Raw genomic sequence first — 15187 nt, 5'->3', positions numbered from 1 at the left:
CGGCAAGGCGCACCCGGAATTCGGCGGTTCGCCCGAGATCCTGGATATCGTCGGCGCGAACAACTATTCCTTCGGCCAGATGGAATACCGCGAGCACGGCCCGCATGCGCCGCTGCCGCCCGGCGACGATCGCATCGCGCCGCTGTGCGAGATGCTCGATACGGTATGGCAACGCTACCGCAGGCCGATGATCATCGGCGAAACGAGCGGCCTGGGCCATGGCCGCGCCAGCTGGCTGCGCGACGTGATGGGTGAATCGCTGGCGGCCGTGCGGCGCGGCATGGACCTGCAGGGCATCTGCCTGTTCCCGGCGGTCGACATGCCTGACTGGCATACCGGCGAATGGGTCCACAACGGCATCTGCGACCTGGTCGAGGACGGCGGCGACCTGAAACGGGTGCCACACCAGGCCTACGTCGACGAGTTGCGCCGCTGGCAGAAGGAGCTGAACCGCGTGACGGGACTGGACGAGGATCCCTACAGCGATCCGGTCGAGCTGCAGGACGTGATCGATGCGGCCCACCGGCTCGACGTACAACCGGACAAGAACTGGTCCTGACTGTCCCGCCGTGCCCGCCGGCCGGCGCACATCAGCGGGAAACCTCAGCGGCGCGCTGCCGCTACCGCCGGGCCGGCCTCCGGGCACAGGCCCATGAGTCCGCCGGTTTTTTTCACGAGGCAGAAACGGGCCTGGTAACGCAGCGGCATGGACGCCTTGCGGCCGGGACGGGCCTCGATCTGCACCAGGTAAGCCTTGTCCGGCGCCAGCACCGCGGCCGGGGTTTGCGGCAAGGCCTGCACCCGTCCGCCGTAGGGAATGCACATGCTGTTCATCACTGGGAAGGTACGCTCGCGCGGCATCGCCATGCGCCACATCAGCTTGCCGCGGGCCTCGCTGACCGTCACCGACTGGAAGTCCGGGATGCCGCCGCGTTGTTCCTCACGCTCCGAGATCGTGAAGCACGGCACCCCGTTCGCGCCTTCGCGCACCTGGGCCTCGCCGACGCGCCGCGCCGCCTGCGCCGGCGGCGCGAGCAGGAGGATCAGGATCAGGGTCAGCGGGAGCATCATGGCGGCGGAAACAGCAAAGCAGGCAGGCTCCTAGCCTACGAGGTTGCCACGCAGCAGTGTTGAGCAGAATCAAATGCAGAATGGGTAAGACGGCGCGCGCCAGGGCCTTCAGGCAAAGCGGGCGATGCGGCCGGCGAAGCCACGGTGCAGGTTGGCGCGGTTGGCCGGGTCGGCCAGGAAACCGGCCAGCACCTGCTCGTACAGCGCCAGCTGACCGCCGTACCGGCGCTGGCGCATTGCGTCCGGCCGGCCCAGGAATTTCAGGACGAAGTAGTCCGCCAGCAGGTCGCCCTGGGCTTCCATGTTGTAGTCGGCGAGGGTCGCGCCCTCGGCCAGCTCGTAGTCGTAGCGCAGGCCGACGCGCACGGCGCCGCGCAGGCGCACCGGGTAGCCCAGCTGGTGCTGCCAGACGTGGACCATCTCGTGCATGAACCAGTGCTGGCCGGTGAGATTGGCCTGGGAATAATCGTCGAGGAAGCAGGAGGCGTGGAAGTACATGCTGCCGTTCGGCGTCATCGCGCAGTTCTTCGGCTGGAAGGGCATGTAGCGGCGGGCATGGATGCGGACGCGCCGGTAGTCGATGGCGTCACGGAACAACAGGGACGCCAACGCGATTTCGCCCTCGGTCAGCAGGCGCGTCCTGGTACGCATATTCGGGGTGACTTTCTATCCAACGCCATTGCCGGGATTATAGACGAGTGCCGTCGACGACACCCGACACGTCCATGAAGGAACCGAGCAAGAATCCTCCTTTTGCTAACCGTTGACGGAGGATTCATGGCAAATGACGCGGTCTTGAAGATTGAAGGTATCAATGGCGAATCGGAAGGCGAACAGCACCGCAACTGCACTTCCTTTGCGGAAGCAGCGGCGGGCATGGATGCGCAACCATGTCGAAAACGCGCTGCTGCATGGCCCCGGTGTCCGCGCACAGTGTTTTTTTGTCATTTGAAAATACATAACTGGTTATCACGCTTTTCATCCTGTAGAGTACTTACCGATAATTAAAATTACAGCGGAGAATTCATGGTTTCGAACCGGTTGTTGTTGGTAGTGGCGCTTGCGACCGCGCTTGGCGGATGCGGCGGTGGGGGTGGCGGCGGCAGCGGGTCGGGTACGACGCCAGCGCCAGGCCCGACACCGACACCACCCCCGCCGTCCGCCGTCAGCGGGCTCGTGCCTGCGGCACCGACGGTCGGCGCCACGCTGTATGCGGACGCCGCATCCCTGCGCGTCTTGCGTGCCGGCGCGGTCTGGCGCTACCACGGGGTCGAGAAACCCGCCGGCGAACTCGCGCCAGACTTCAATCCCTATACGAACATCGTCACCCATGCAGCATCCGGCAGCGGCGTGATGGAGAGCGGCACGCGTCCGTTCAACGACGAGGGGGAAAGCAACCCGATCCGGTACGAAGGCGGCGCCTATATTTCGACCAACCAGATCGCATTCTCCGCGGACGGGCCGGCCCAGGCCGTCGACGTGATCGAATTGCGCTCGCCGGTCAAGGTCAACGACCAGTACGCCAGCATCGACAAGCACATCGCCGACAGCGGCACCGACCTCGATGGCGACAAGGTCAATGACGCGCTCGACGTTGCCGTGTACAGCACGGTGATCGGTGAAGAAATGCTCGATCTGCCGAACCGGCGCCAGGTCAAGGCCGTCCACGTCGACACGCGCTTGCGCGCGCGCGTCAAGTACAGCAAGAGCGGTAGCTTTTCGCCGGTGTACGAGTCGCTCCAGAGTACCTGGTATGCGCCGGGCATCGGCATCGTCAAGAGCCGCCTGGAAGAACCGAACGATACCGCCGGCTTGCCGAACCGCGTCGTCACCGAAATTCTCGAGAACTGGGACGGCTTGACGCAGGGACTCGGCCATGCGGATACCGTGGTGGCGGTGTCGCCTGCCGGTTCGTCGCTCTCCGGTCCGCCGCTGCAATATGTCGGCGACGTGGTCGGCTTCGACACCTCGGCGGTTGCCATTGGCCAGATCCCGAACCAGCCTTCGAACCAGGGCCTGGCGGTGGCCCAGCTCGACGCCCGCGGAAACGTCGTGGCCGCGCGCAGCTATGCGCGCACGGATCTGTTCCCCGGCACGAGTTTCTTCTCGGAGCCGCGCGCAATCCGCGTCGGCAGCGAAGTCAGGCTCTTTGCGCGCACCGGCAACCAGCAACTGTCGATGGTGTCGCTGGATGCGACCGGGCAGCGCATCGTGCGGCCGGCGGTGCAAGTCCTGAACGATGCCCAGATGGGCAATGACAACGACAACGGCAGCTACCGTGTCGCCAGCGACGACGCTGGCGTCTGGATAGGCTGGGTGCGCGCCACCTGGGACGGCCAGACATCCCAGCGCTGGCTGGTGGCCCAGCATGTCGACGCGAATGGCCTGGCGCTGGGGCCGGTATCGACCGTGACGCCGCCGGCGTCGATCGACCTGTCCAGGCTGGACATGGCGCTCGACGGCAGCCGGCTTGCGTTTTCCTGGTATGCAAGCAACCTGCAGCCCAGCTGGCGCCTGGCAATGATCGATACCGGCACCGGCGCCAGCGTGACCGACCAGGTCCTGGGCATTACGCTCGACAATTGCCGATTCCTGAACACGGTCGCGCTGCAGCCGGGATTGGCGATGACGTGTTCGGACTTGTCCGGCATCGGTGCGGTTCGCCTCGACCCCAACGGCAACCCAATCCTTTTGCCGGGCGCCACGCTCCAGACCAGCGCGCTACAGGCACCATGGCTGCTGCCGATCCGCGGCAATGCCGGTGTGTATGGCGGCGCCTCCGGACAGCTCATTGCCAGCGTCGTCCAGAGCGGGCAATTCTGGCCCGAAGGCAGAAGCGACGGCAGCTTCACGACACTCTTCGAAACCGCCGGCGCCGGCCCCCTGGCGGCCAGCGAGCCGAGGCTGCTGGCCCGCATCTCGCCAGCCGTGCACGTGCAATCCCTGGTGAGGGTTGGCAACCGCTTGCTGGTGATCGGCGCCGACAGTGCCGGCAACATGGATACGACCGTCGTCTGGCTGCCTGACTAGGAGCCTATCCCGGTAGACGGGGGGAAGCTCATGGCGATGCATGGCAGGCTTGGGCAAGGCGCGAGGAGGCCGCGTGGCGAGCCACGCAACGACAAGCAACGCCGCCCATGCTTGTCAGGCGCGCCAGGAGCGACTTCTGGCTACTGGGATAGGCTCTGATACGGCAGCCAGAACGCCCGCGCCCTTCCAGCGGCAGCGACTTACTGCTTGCGCAGGGCCGCCGCGGCCTTGGCCAGCTCGGTGATGCGGTCCCAGTCGCCGGCCGCCAGGGCATCCTTCGGGGTCAGCCAGGAGCCGCCCACGCAGGCCACGTTCTTGCAGGCCAGGAAGCTTGGGGCGGTGTCGATCGAGATGCCGCCGGTCGGGCAGAAGGTCACGTCCGGCAGCGGGCCGGCGATTGCGTTGAGCATGCCGACGCCGCCCGCCGGCACCGCCGGGAACAGTTTCAACTGCTTGAAGCCGGCTTCGCGCGCGGCCATCACTTCCGACGGCGTCATCACGCCCGGCAGCAGCGGCAGGCCGCTCGATTTGGCCGCGGCGATCAGCGACGGGGTCAGGCCCGGCGAAACGCCGAACACGGCGCCGGCGTCGCGCGCGGCGGCGAATTCTTCCGGCTGGGTCAGGGTGCCGACGCCGACGATCGCGCCTTCGACCTGGGCCATGTCGCGGATCGCCTGCAGGCCGTGCGCCGTGCGCAGCGTCACTTCGAGCACGCGGATGCCGCCGGCAACCAGGGCTTTCGCCAGCGGGACGGCGTGGCTGGGGTCGTCGATGGCGATCACGGGGATCACGCTCGCCGAGCGCATAATGTCAAGTACGGTCATATTCGTAGTCATGGTTCGCAGTCGTGGTTCGCAGTCGTGATTCGCAGTCGTGATTCGCAGTCGTGATTATTTATTGGTCCTGAACAGGAAGTCTTCGTCCGAGCCCGGCATGATTTCGCCGCTGTCGGCGCCCTCGTGCAACGGCAGGGTGGTGTGCTTCGGCGAAGGCAGCGGGAAGGTCGCGGCGCCCTCTTCCGCCGCGCTGCTGGCGTTGCGGAACATCGCGAACAGCTCGCGGCCCATGCCGATGTGGCTGGACGAGATGTCGGCGCTGGCCTGCTTGCGCTGGGCCCAGACCTCTTCCGGCACCAGGGCCTGCAGGGTGCCATTGGTGGCGTCGACGCGCAGGATGTCGCCGTCGCGCACCAGGCCGAGCGGGCCGCCGGCCAGGATCTCGGGCGAGACGTGGATCGCCGCCGGCACCTTGCCGGAAGCGCCCGACATGCGGCCGTCGGTCACCATCGCCACGTGGTGGCCGGCGTCCTGCAGGTTGGCCAGCGCCGGGGTCAGCGCATGCAGTTCCGGCATGCCGTTGGCGCGCGGGCCCTGGAAGCGGATCACCGCCACGAAGTCGCGGTTCAGGTGGCCGGCCTTGTAGGCGTGCATGAAGTCTTCCTGCGAATTGAAGGTCAGCGCAGGGGCTTCCACCACGTGGTGCTCCTTCTTGACCGCCGACACCTTCATGATCGCGCGGCCGAGGTTGCCCTGGACCAGCACCATGCCGCCGTTGTCGCTGAACGGGTTGGTGTACTTGCGCAGCACCGCTTCGTCGCCGCTCTGCTCCGGCAGGTCGCGCCAGACGACCTTGCCGTCCTCGCCCAGGAAGGGCTCCTTGCAGTGCTGGCGCAGGCCGTGGCCGAGGATGGTGTTGACGTCCTCGTGCGCCAGGCCGGCGTCGAGCAGTTCGCGGATCACGAAGCCCGGGCCGCCGGCGGCCTGGAAGTGGTTCACGTCGGCGTCGCCGTTCGGGTAGATGCGGGTCAGCGACGGCACCACTTTCGACAGCGCGTCGAAGTCGTTCCAGTCGATGACGATGCCGGCCGCGCGCGCGATCGCCACCAGGTGCAGCGTGTGGTTGGTCGAGCCGCCGGTCGCGTGCAGCGCGACGATGGCGTTGACGATGCTCTTTTCGTCGACGATGTGCCCGACCGGCATGTAGTTGCCGCCCTGCTGGGAGACCGAGACCGCCTGGTGCGAAGCCGCGCTTGTGAGCGCATCGCGCAGCGGCGTGCCCGGGGTGATGAAGGCGGCGCCCGGCAGGTGCAGGCCCATCATCTCCATCAGCATCTGGTTGCTGTTGGCGGTGCCGTAGAAGGTGCAGGTGCCGGCGCCGTGGTAGGAGGCCGATTCGCCCTCCAGCAGTTCCTCGCGGGTGGCTTCGCCCTTGGCGTAGCGCTGGCGGATGGCCGCCTTTTCCTTGTTCGAGATGCCCGAGGTCATCGGGCCGCCCGGCACGAACACGGCCGGGATATGGCCGAAGTGCAGCGCGCCGATCAGCAGGCCCGGCACGATCTTGTCGCAGATGCCCAGGTACAGGGCGGCGTCGAACATGTTGTGCGACAGCGCGACGGCGGTCGACATGGCGATGGTGTCGCGCGAAAACAGCGACAGCTCCATGCCCGGCTGGCCTTGCGTCACGCCGTCGCACATGGCCGGCACGCCGCCGGCGAACTGGGCCACGGCGCCGACCTCGCGCACGGCTTCCTTGATCACTTTCGGGAAATATTCGAACGGCTGGTGCGCCGAGAGCATGTCGTTGTAGGACGAGACGATCGCCACCGACGGCTTCTTCTGCTCGCGCAGCTTGAGCTTGTCGTTGGCCGGGAAGGCGGCGAAGCCGTGGGCCAGGTTGGTGCACGACAGCGCCCCGCGCTGCACACCCTTGACCCGCGCCGCCTCGAGGTGCGCGAGATACGCGGCGCGCGAGGCGCGGCTGCGTTGGATGATCCGGTTCGTTACCTGTTCAACTACGGGGTGCAGCGCCATAATCGTTCCTTCGAAAATTTGACTCTGAAATTTTACTACAGAATTGGATTGGATTCAGGTAGACGGTCATTTTGCGGCTGGGAATGGGCCTGAGACCGCGTGGGCTCGAGAGCCCACCCTACGAGAACCAGGCAACGGGCGCATGGCGCCTTTGTAGGGTGGGCTCTCGAGCCCACGCGGTACAACGTTGAAAGATCGATCAATAGCCGCAAGCCTGGACTCAAGCATTGTGTAGTGAATTTACGAACGATTCCTGTATTATTCGATAATCTGTCTTAAACAATATCGCGCGCGAGCCATGTCCCAGCCTTCAATGCAACCATCGTTGACTACCACCGCCAGCTTCCAGGCCCTCGAAACCCACGCCGTCGAGGCCGAAGACTGGCAGATGCGCCACCTGTTCGCGGCCGATCCGCAACGCTTCGAGCGCATGTCGATCGAGGCCGCCGGCCTGTTCCTAGACTATTCAAAAAACCGGCTTGACGGGCGCACGCTTGAACTGCTTGCCAGCCTCGCGCGCGAGCGCGGCGTCGAGCAGCGCCGCGACGCCATGTTCGCCGGCGAGAAGATCAACAACACAGAAAACCGCGCCGTCCTGCACACCGCCCTGCGCGCCCCGCGCGACCTGAAGCTGACGGTCGATGGCCAGGATGTCGCGGCCGACGTGCATGCCGTGCTGGCCCGGATCAAGACCTTCACCGACGCCGTGCGCGGCGGCGAATGGCTGGGCCACACCGGCAAGCCGATCACCGACATCGTCAACATCGGCATCGGCGGCTCCGACCTCGGCCCGAAGATGGTCTGCCTGGCGCTGCGCCAGTACAGCCATCCGCGCCTGGCCATGCACTTCGTCTCGAACGTCGACGGCCACGACATGGACGCCGCGCTGGAAAAGCTCGATCCCGAGACCACCCTCTTCATCATCGCCTCGAAGACCTTTACCACGGCCGAGACCATGATGAACGCCCAGACCGCGCGCAAGTGGTTCCTCGCGCATGCTCCCGAGGATGCCTTGGCCAGGCACTTCGTGGCGGTGTCGACCAACGTCGAGGCCATCAAGGCCTTCGGCATCGATCCGGCCAACATGTTCCCGTTCTGGGACTGGGTCGGCGGCCGCTATTCGGTCTGGTCGGCGATCGGCCTGCCGGTGGCGCTGGCCGTCGGCTACGGCTACTTCGCCGACTTCCTGGCCGGCGCCCACGAGATGGACCAGCACTTTCGCACCGCGCCGGTCGAGCAGAACATGCCGATGATCCTGGCCCTGGTCGGCTTCTGGAACCGCCAGTTCCTGGGCGCCGCCTCGGTCACGATCGCGCCCTACCACCAGGACCTGAACCGCTTCCCGGCCTACCTGCAGCAACTCGACATGGAGAGCAACGGCAAGCGCGTCACGCGCGACGGCGAGCCGGTCGACACCCCGACCTGCCCGGCGATCTGGGGCGAGCCGGGCACCAACGGCCAGCACGCCTATTTCCAGCTGCTGCACCAGGGCACCGACCTGACGCCGATCGACTTCATCGCCGCGCTGCGCCCGGCCCACGAGCTGCACAACCACCACACCGCGCTGCTGGCGAACTGCTTCGCCCAGTCGGAAGCCTTCATGAAGGGCAAGGACATCGACGAGGTGCGCAAGGACCTGCAGGGGCAAGGCCTGTCGCTGGCCGAGATCGAACGCCTGGCGCCGCACAAGACCTTCCCCGGCAACCGCCCGAGCAACACCATCCTGATGGAATACCTGACCCCGGCCACGCTGGGCGCCCTGGTCGCGCTGTACGAGCACAAGACCTTCGTGCAAGGCGTGATCTGGGACCTGAACAGCTTCGACCAGTGGGGCGTCGAGCTGGGCAAGGTGCTGGCCAAGAAGATCGAGGCCGAGCTGGCCGGCGAGGCCCACCCCGAACAACACGACAGTTCCACGAATGGCCTGATCGCGCGCGCGAAGGCCGCCGTTTAATAGAAGGGGATAGAGACACCACCATGAAGAATGCGAAGATCGACGTCGTCCACGACGAAGCGATGCTGGTCGGCGAATGCCCGCTGTGGCACGACGTCGAGTCGGCCCTGTACTGGGTCGACATTAACGGCCTGACCGTGCACCGCGTGCACCCGGCCAGCGGCAAGTACTCGTCCTGGAAGATGGGCTCCGAACCTTCGGCGATCGCCGCCGACGACGACAACAACCTGGTGGTCGCCACCCGCCAGGGCTTCGTGCGCCTGAACACCACCAGCGGCGAAATCACCGACATCTGCCCCGCTCCGTACGACACCGGCCTGCACCGCTTCAACGACGGCCGCGTCGATCCCCAGGGCCGCTTCTGGGTCGGCACCATGTACGAGCCGCGCGACAAGCCGGCCGCCGAGATGTACGTGCTCGAAGGCGACCGGCTGCGCCTGGCCTGGTCCGGCGGCATGACCAATTCGAACGGCCTGGCCTGGAGCCTGGACGGACGCACCATGTTCCATGCCGACACCACCAGCCACCGCATCGACCGCTACGATTTCGACGTCGAGGCGGGCGCTGCGGCCCTGGACCGCAACCTGGTGACCTTCTCGACCGACAAGAACGCGCCCGACTACGGCGGGCGCCCCGACGGCGCCGCCGTCGACAGCGAAGGCAACTACTGGATCGCGATGTTCGAAGGCGGGCGCCTGCTCAAGCTCTCGCCGACCGGCGAACTGCTGCGCGAAGTCCAGCTGCCGGTGCGCTGCCCGACCGGGCTCGCCTTCGGCGGCGCCGACCTGCGCACGCTCTACATCACCACCGCCAGCCATGGCCGTTCGAATGCGGAGAAGGAGCAGTATCCGCTGACCGGCAAGGTGCTGGCGCTGCGCGTCGACGTGCCGGGCGTGGTGCAGCCCGACTACCGGCGCTGAGCCAACGCCGGCGGCATGGCACTGCCGGCGTCGGCACAGGCCGTAGGGTGGGCGCCCCGTGCCCACGCGTGAACGATGAGCAGACGCGGCACTCCGTCAACGCCAACATGAGGCATGCGTCACGCGTGGGCACAGGGGCGCCCACCCTACGTCGCTGCCTGCTTCTGCACGCCGCCATACACGCCGCTTGAATGCGTGGAAGGCGCTGGCGGCGCGGGCATTTCCATGACAAGGTAGAGCCGTCCACCCTGCTCCCTGCCGCGACGGGCGCCCTCCTTGCCACGCCTGTGGCACCATCGATCCTCTCCGACGCACGTAGTAGAATTTCTTGCTAAGCGCATATCTGTGTAGTAAATTTACACACGACTTCCATCACTCTTTGTTCCGATACCCATGGCTCTTTCCGATTTCGACCTCGTCTTCTTTGGCGGCAGCGGCGACCTCTCGATGCGCAAGCTCCTGCCCGCAATGTATGCGCGCGACGTCGCCAACGACCTGCCGCCGACCGCGCGCATCATCTGCGTCGGCAAGGACGAGAGTTCCCAGGAAGCCTTCCTGGGCATGATCGAGACCCACTCGAAGCCGCACATCAAGGAGACCGTGGTCGAGGAAAAGTGGCAACGCTTCCTCCAGCGCATCACCTACGTCGCGCTCGACGCCACCCGCGTCCAGACCTACGCGCCGCTGGTCGAGGCCCTGCGCAAGGACGAGGACATCACGCGCGTCTACTACCTGGCCACCCCGCCCAGCCTGTTCGCGCGCATCTGCGACAACCTGGCCGAAACGGGCCTGGCCACGCCGAACTCGCGCGTTGTGCTGGAAAAACCGCTGGGGCGCGACCTGGCCTCGGCCAAGCAGATCAACCTGGACGTGGGCAAGGTGTTCGCCGAATCGCAGATCTACCGGATCGACCACTACCTCGGCAAGGAGACGGTGCAGAACCTGCTGGCCCTGCGCTTCGGCAACGTGCTGTTCGAGCCGCTCTGGCGACGCGAATGGATCTCGGACGTGCAGATCACCATCGCCGAGAAGATCGGCGTCGGCAACCGCCTGGGCTACTACGACACCTCGGGCGCGCTGCGCGACATGCTGCAGAACCACCTGCTGCAACTGCTGTGCATCGTGGCGATGGAGCCGCCGACCTCGATCGCGCCGGACGCCGTGCGCGACGCCAAGCTGCAGGTGCTGCGCTCGCTGAAGCGCTTCACCCCGACCACCCTTTCCCAGAACATCGTGCGCGGCCAGTACCGCGCCGGCTTCGTGGACGGCCAGGCCGTGCCGAGCTACCGCGACGAACCGGACGCCCCGAAAAGCTCGAAGACCGAGACGTTTGTGGCCATGAAGGCCGAGATCGACACCTGGCGCTGGGCCGGCGTGCCCTTCTACCTGCGCACCGGCAAGCGCATGGCCGACCGCCTGGCCGAGATCGTGGTGCGCTTCAAGCAGATCCCGCATTCGATCTTCAACCAGCCGACCTCGAGCTTCCAGCCGAACAGCCTGGTGATCCGCCTGCAGCCGGACGAAGGCCTGTCGCTGAACCTGATGGCCAAGACCCCGGGCGACTCGATGCGCCTGAAGCAGGCCGAACTCGAACTCGACTTCCGCGAGCAGTTCAAGGCGCCGCGCATGGAGGCCTACGAGCGGCTGCTGCTGGACGTGCTGCGCGGCCAGCTGACCCTGTTCATGCGCGGCGACGAGCTGGAAGCGGCCTGGGAATGGGTCGAGCCCATCCTCGACCACTGGGAGCAGGACGACACCGCGCCGGTGCCCTACGCCTCGGGCACCTGGGGCCCGGCGGCCTCTTCGGCCCTGATCGGCCGCGACGGCCTGCAGTGGCGCGAAGAAGCGCTGCCGGAAGACTGACCATGCTGCTCGATTCGATCCGCACCCAGCTCGATTCGCTCTCGAAGTCCGAGCGCAAGGTCGCGCTCGCGGTGCTCGAAGCGCCCAGCGCCACCGTCAGCCAGAACATCACGGCGCTGGCCAAGAGCGCGCAGGTGTCCGAGCCGACCGTGGTGCGCTTTTGCCGCACCCTCGGCTACGACGGCTGGCACGAGTTCAAGCTGAAACTCGCGCAGGGCCTGGCGCTCGCGCTACCCGCCGCCAACGAGCAGCCGGCCCAGGACGATCTCGCCGCCGACCTCGTGAACAAGATTTGCAGCCGCTCGATCAACACCCTGCTCGACCTGCGCAACAATTTGAATGCCGAGTCGGTGCAGAAGGCGCTCGACATTTTGTCGCGCGCGAACAAGATCGAGTTCTACGGCCAGGGCACCTCGGGCTTCGTCGCGGCCGACGCCCAGCACAAGTTCTTCCGCTCGGGCGTGCCGACCGTCTCCTACACCGACCCGGCGATCCACTCGATCGCCGCGGCGCTGCTGCGCGAAGGCGACTGCGTGGTGGCGATCTCCCAGCGCGGCAACAACCCCTCGCTGGTGCGCTCGGCCAAGCTGGCGCGCCGCGGCGGCGCCGACGTGATCGTGCTGGCCCCTTCGGGCACGCCGCTGGCCGACATGGCGACCGTGCTGATCCCGATCGACCTGGTCTTCAACATCGACCCCTACACGCCGATCTCGGCGCGCCTGGCCTACCTGGTCGTGATCGACGTGCTGGCGGTCGGCCTTGCCCTGCAGCGCGGTCCCGAGTTCCGGCGCAAGATGCAGAACGCGCAGAAGGCGCTGCAGGAATTCGACATGCAGTTCGATTCCTTCATCGGCTGAGTTGATGGCCCCGCGCAAGAAGCTGAGCTTCCGGGGCGCGCACGCCGACGACGACAGCCTGGTCCTGGACGTCATCGCCGGACGCAAGACCGTCAGCGCCGACACCGTTGAAGACTACTACAAGGGCTATGGCGAACTGGGCGACGGCGGCTATGCGGCGGGCGATCTGATCGACGTTCCCGACCTGCGCGGGCGCATGCGCTGCACGATCCGCGCGACCGAGGTGCGCATCATTCGCTTCGGCGACATCCCGGTAGACGTCTGGCGTGGCGAGACCTTTGCGAGCGCGGACGAATTCAGGGAAGTTCAGATCCGCTGCCTGCCGCACCTGGACCTGCACGACGACGTCCCGTTCGTGACCCTGCATTTCGAATTGGTGGAAGTGGCGCCCGCCAAATGAGGCGCCCCTGGACGAGAAAACAAGCCCGACGTTTCGCCGTATAATGTTTTTTTACCCAGGGTTAAGCTATGCCGTCGCCATCCGGTATGACCATTTCTCTGCGCCGGCTGCTCATCCTCCTCAGCGCGATCGGGCTGCTGCCGCTCGCCCTGCTCGGCCTGTGGTCGCTGCATGCCGCCGGCCAGTACCAGCAGCGCGAGCAGGAGCGCGCGATGCTCGACCTGGCGCGCGCCCTCTCCAGCGCCGTCGACGCGGAACTCGACGGCGCGGTCTCGACCCTGGCCAGCCTCGCCCGTGCGCCGACCATCGGCGCCGGCGACATCCGCGGCTTCTACGACATCGCAGCCCGGCAGGCCGCGGCCCAGCCCGAATGGCTGACCGTGATCCTCACCGACGCCGACGGCAAGATCCTGTTCCGCACCGCCAGCCCCTTCGGCGCCGCCGGCGGGCACATCGCCGATCCGGACAGCCTGCAGCAACTGCTCGCCGTGCAAAAACCGCTGGTCGGACAGGTGGCGCGCGGACCGCGCGGGCGGCCGGCCTTCCCGGTGCGCGTGCCGGTGCGCGACCAGGCCGGCCGGCTGTATGCGCTGACCGGCGTGATCCAGCCCGGCCGCATCCTGCGCGTGATCGAGCGCCAGCAGGCGCCGCCAGGATCGGTGATCGCGATTATCGATGCTTCCGGCGCGATCGTCGCCCGCTCGCCGCGTCACGAACAGACCGTCGCCACCCCGCCCAGCGCCTCGCTGGCCAGGCTGATCCGCAGCCGTGCGCCGGAAGGCATCGGCGCCACCACCACGCTCGAGGGCGAAGCGGTCACCACCGCCTATACCCGCCTGTCGCGCTACGGCTGGAGCGTCGCGCTCAGCGTGCCGACGACGACGGTCGGCAGCGCGACGCTCGAGGGCATCGCCCTTTATGGCTGGGGCCTGGCGCTGTCCCTGCTGGCAAGCATCGGCATCGCCTGGCTGCTGTCGGCGCGCATCGCCAGGACCTTCCGCACGCTGCAGGCGGCAAGCGCCGCGCTCGGGACCGGCGCGCTGGCGGCGGTGGCGCCTTCGCGGGTCAAGGAATTCCGCCTGATGGGCGAGGCCATCGAGAGCGCGGCGAGGCAGCGCGCCGCCCACGAGCAGGAGCGCTCGCGCCTGCTCGCCTCGCTCGAACAGGCGCTCGAGGCAAGCCGCCAGTCCGGCCAGGTGAAGGACGAATTCCTCGCCATGCTCGGCCACGAACTGCGCAATCCGCTCAGCCCGATCGTCGCCTCGCTCGACCTGATGGACCTGCGCGGCGACAAGGCAAGCGAGCGCGAACGCGGCATCATGCGGCGCCAGGTCCAGCACATGAAGCGCCTGGTCGACGACCTGCTCGACGTGTCGCGCATCGCGACCGGCAAGATGGGGCTCGATCCGCGGCCGCTGAACCTGGCCGAACTGGTGCGCCACGGCGCCGCCAGCCGCCCCGGGATGACGGTGGAGCTGGCGGCGCCCGCGGCGCTGTGGGTCCACGGCGACGAAAGCCGGCTGGCCCAGGTCCTGAACAACCTGTTGTCGAATGCCGAACGCTTCGGCAAGGGCACGGCGCGGGTCGGCTTGAGCGAGTGCGATGGCTGGGCACGGCTGGAAGTGGCCGACAGCGGCATCGGCATGCCGCCCGAGCTGCTGGCGCGCGTATTCGAACCCTTCTACCAGGCGCCGCAGCAGCTGGCGCGCAGTACCGGCGGGCTGGGCCTGGGCCTGGCGATCGTCCGCAAGATCGTCGAACTGCACGGCGGCCGGATCCGCGCCCACAGCGACGGCCCCGGCTGCGGCAGCCGCTTCGTGGTCGAGTTGCCGCTGACGGCGGCGCCGGCGCCGGCCGTCAAGCCGGCGGGCATGCTTGAAGCGGCGCCCGAGCGCGTGCTGGTGGTGGACGACAACCTCGACGCCGCCGCGACCACGGCGGCGATCCTGGCCCAGCTCGGGCACGAGGTCTGCGTGGCCCACAGCGGGGCCGAGGCGCTGGCCGTCGCGGCGCGCTGCGAACCCTCGGTGGCGATCCTCGACATCGGGTTGCCGGACATGGACGGCTACGCCCTGGCGGGCGCGCTGCGGCGCCTGGGGCTGGCGCCGCGCCTGGTCGCACTGACGGGCTATGGCCAGCAGGACGACATCGGCCGCGCCTTGGGCGCCGGTTTCGACCTGCACCTGACCAAGCCGGCCACGCTGGACGAGCTGCGGCGCGCGGTCGCCGCCCACCCGGAGCCCGTATCGGCGCCCGCGCCATCGGCAGGGTAAGCGTCCGCG

The 15187-nt window shown here is 67.2% G+C and carries 11 protein-coding genes and 1 pseudogene; 8 read left to right on the top strand and 4 right to left on the bottom strand.

Annotated features, from left to right (window positions below):
- Nucleotides 1–559: pseudogene (locus RT688_RS08075) on the top strand (b-glycosidase); the annotation flags it as partial.
- Between the two features lie 44 nt (nt 560–603).
- Here RT688_RS08075 and RT688_RS08070 read toward each other — a convergent pair.
- Together RT688_RS08070 and RT688_RS08065 are read right to left on the bottom strand one after the other, a co-directional pair.
- Complete coding sequence (locus RT688_RS08070; RefSeq protein WP_313704333.1) at nt 604–1071, bottom strand: hypothetical protein; 468 nt, start codon at nt 1069–1071, stop codon at nt 604–606.
- 108 nt (nt 1072–1179) lie between these two features.
- The gene (locus tag RT688_RS08065; RefSeq protein WP_313704332.1) at nt 1180–1722 is read right to left on the bottom strand and encodes a Rhs element Vgr protein; all 543 of its coding nucleotides are present in this window, start codon (nt 1720–1722) and stop codon (nt 1180–1182) included.
- Between the two features lie 525 nt (nt 1723–2247).
- Between RT688_RS08065 and RT688_RS08060 the strand changes: the two genes are divergently transcribed.
- Complete coding sequence (locus RT688_RS08060; protein WP_313704331.1) at nt 2248–4101, top strand: hypothetical protein; 1854 nt, start codon at nt 2248–2250, stop codon at nt 4099–4101.
- A gap of 200 nt (nt 4102–4301) precedes the next feature.
- Here the strand turns inward: RT688_RS08060 and eda are convergent, their stop codons facing one another.
- Nucleotides 4302–4925 (bottom strand): bifunctional 4-hydroxy-2-oxoglutarate aldolase/2-dehydro-3-deoxy-phosphogluconate aldolase, encoded by a 624-nt coding sequence (gene eda / locus RT688_RS08055; protein WP_313704330.1) that lies wholly within the window; start codon nt 4923–4925, stop codon nt 4302–4304.
- 66 nt (nt 4926–4991) lie between these two features.
- Entirely contained in the window at nt 4992–6911 is a 1920-nt protein-coding gene (gene edd / locus RT688_RS08050) for a phosphogluconate dehydratase (RefSeq protein WP_313704329.1), read from the bottom strand.
- 313 nt (nt 6912–7224) lie between these two features.
- On the opposite strand from edd, the gene pgi reads away from it, so the two are divergent.
- The 6 genes from pgi (at nt 7225) to RT688_RS08020 (ending at nt 15178) form a co-directional block, all read left to right on the top strand.
- The gene (gene pgi / locus RT688_RS08045) at nt 7225–8865 is read left to right on the top strand and encodes a glucose-6-phosphate isomerase (RefSeq protein WP_409521893.1); all 1641 of its coding nucleotides are present in this window, start codon (nt 7225–7227) and stop codon (nt 8863–8865) included.
- 23 nt (nt 8866–8888) lie between these two features.
- A complete protein-coding gene (locus tag RT688_RS08040; protein WP_313704327.1) occupies nt 8889–9785 on the top strand; it encodes an SMP-30/gluconolactonase/LRE family protein in 897 nt (298 codons plus the stop codon).
- 393 nt (nt 9786–10178) lie between these two features.
- Nucleotides 10179–11648 (top strand): glucose-6-phosphate dehydrogenase, encoded by a 1470-nt coding sequence (gene zwf / locus RT688_RS08035; protein WP_313704326.1) that lies wholly within the window; start codon nt 10179–10181, stop codon nt 11646–11648.
- Nucleotides 11649–11650: 2 nt separating this feature from the next.
- Nucleotides 11651–12505, top strand: coding sequence for an SIS domain-containing protein (locus tag RT688_RS08030; RefSeq protein WP_312550272.1), 855 nt, complete (start codon nt 11651–11653; stop codon nt 12503–12505).
- Nucleotides 12506–12509: 4 nt separating this feature from the next.
- Entirely contained in the window at nt 12510–12905 is a 396-nt protein-coding gene (locus RT688_RS08025) for an ASCH domain-containing protein (RefSeq protein ID WP_313704325.1), read from the top strand.
- 86 nt (nt 12906–12991) lie between these two features.
- Nucleotides 12992–15178: an ATP-binding protein gene (locus RT688_RS08020; RefSeq protein ID WP_313704324.1), complete on the top strand. Its 2187-nt coding sequence runs from the start codon at nt 12992–12994 to the stop codon at nt 15176–15178.
- The last annotated feature ends 9 nt before the right edge of the window (nt 15179–15187 follow it).

It is taken from the genome of Massilia sp. (assembly GCF_032106685.1).
In the GTDB taxonomy this organism is placed as follows: domain Bacteria; phylum Pseudomonadota; class Gammaproteobacteria; order Burkholderiales; family Burkholderiaceae_D; genus Telluria.
This window is presented reverse-complemented; position numbering and strand designations above follow the sequence as displayed.

Excerpts from the sequence above, each read along its gene's own strand:
- edd (WP_313704329.1), bottom strand. The coding sequence starts at position 6,911 with ATGGCGCTGCACCCCGTAGTTGAACAGGTAACGAACCGGATCATCCAA.
- pgi (WP_409521893.1), top strand. The coding sequence starts at position 7,225 with ATGCAACCATCGTTGACTACCACCGCCAGCTTCCAGGCCCTCGAAACC.
- RT688_RS08030 (WP_312550272.1), top strand. The coding sequence starts at position 11,651 with ATGCTGCTCGATTCGATCCGCACCCAGCTCGATTCGCTCTCGAAGTCC.
- RT688_RS08040 (WP_313704327.1), top strand. The coding sequence starts at position 8,889 with ATGAAGAATGCGAAGATCGACGTCGTCCACGACGAAGCGATGCTGGTC.
- RT688_RS08025 (WP_313704325.1), top strand. The coding sequence starts at position 12,510 with ATGGCCCCGCGCAAGAAGCTGAGCTTCCGGGGCGCGCACGCCGACGAC.
- RT688_RS08065 (WP_313704332.1), bottom strand. The coding sequence starts at position 1,722 with ATGCGTACCAGGACGCGCCTGCTGACCGAGGGCGAAATCGCGTTGGCG.
- zwf (WP_313704326.1), top strand. The coding sequence starts at position 10,179 with ATGGCTCTTTCCGATTTCGACCTCGTCTTCTTTGGCGGCAGCGGCGAC.
- RT688_RS08070 (WP_313704333.1), bottom strand. The coding sequence starts at position 1,071 with ATGATGCTCCCGCTGACCCTGATCCTGATCCTCCTGCTCGCGCCGCCG.
- eda (WP_313704330.1), bottom strand. The coding sequence starts at position 4,925 with ATGACCGTACTTGACATTATGCGCTCGGCGAGCGTGATCCCCGTGATC.
- RT688_RS08020 (WP_313704324.1), top strand. The coding sequence starts at position 12,992 with ATGACCATTTCTCTGCGCCGGCTGCTCATCCTCCTCAGCGCGATCGGG.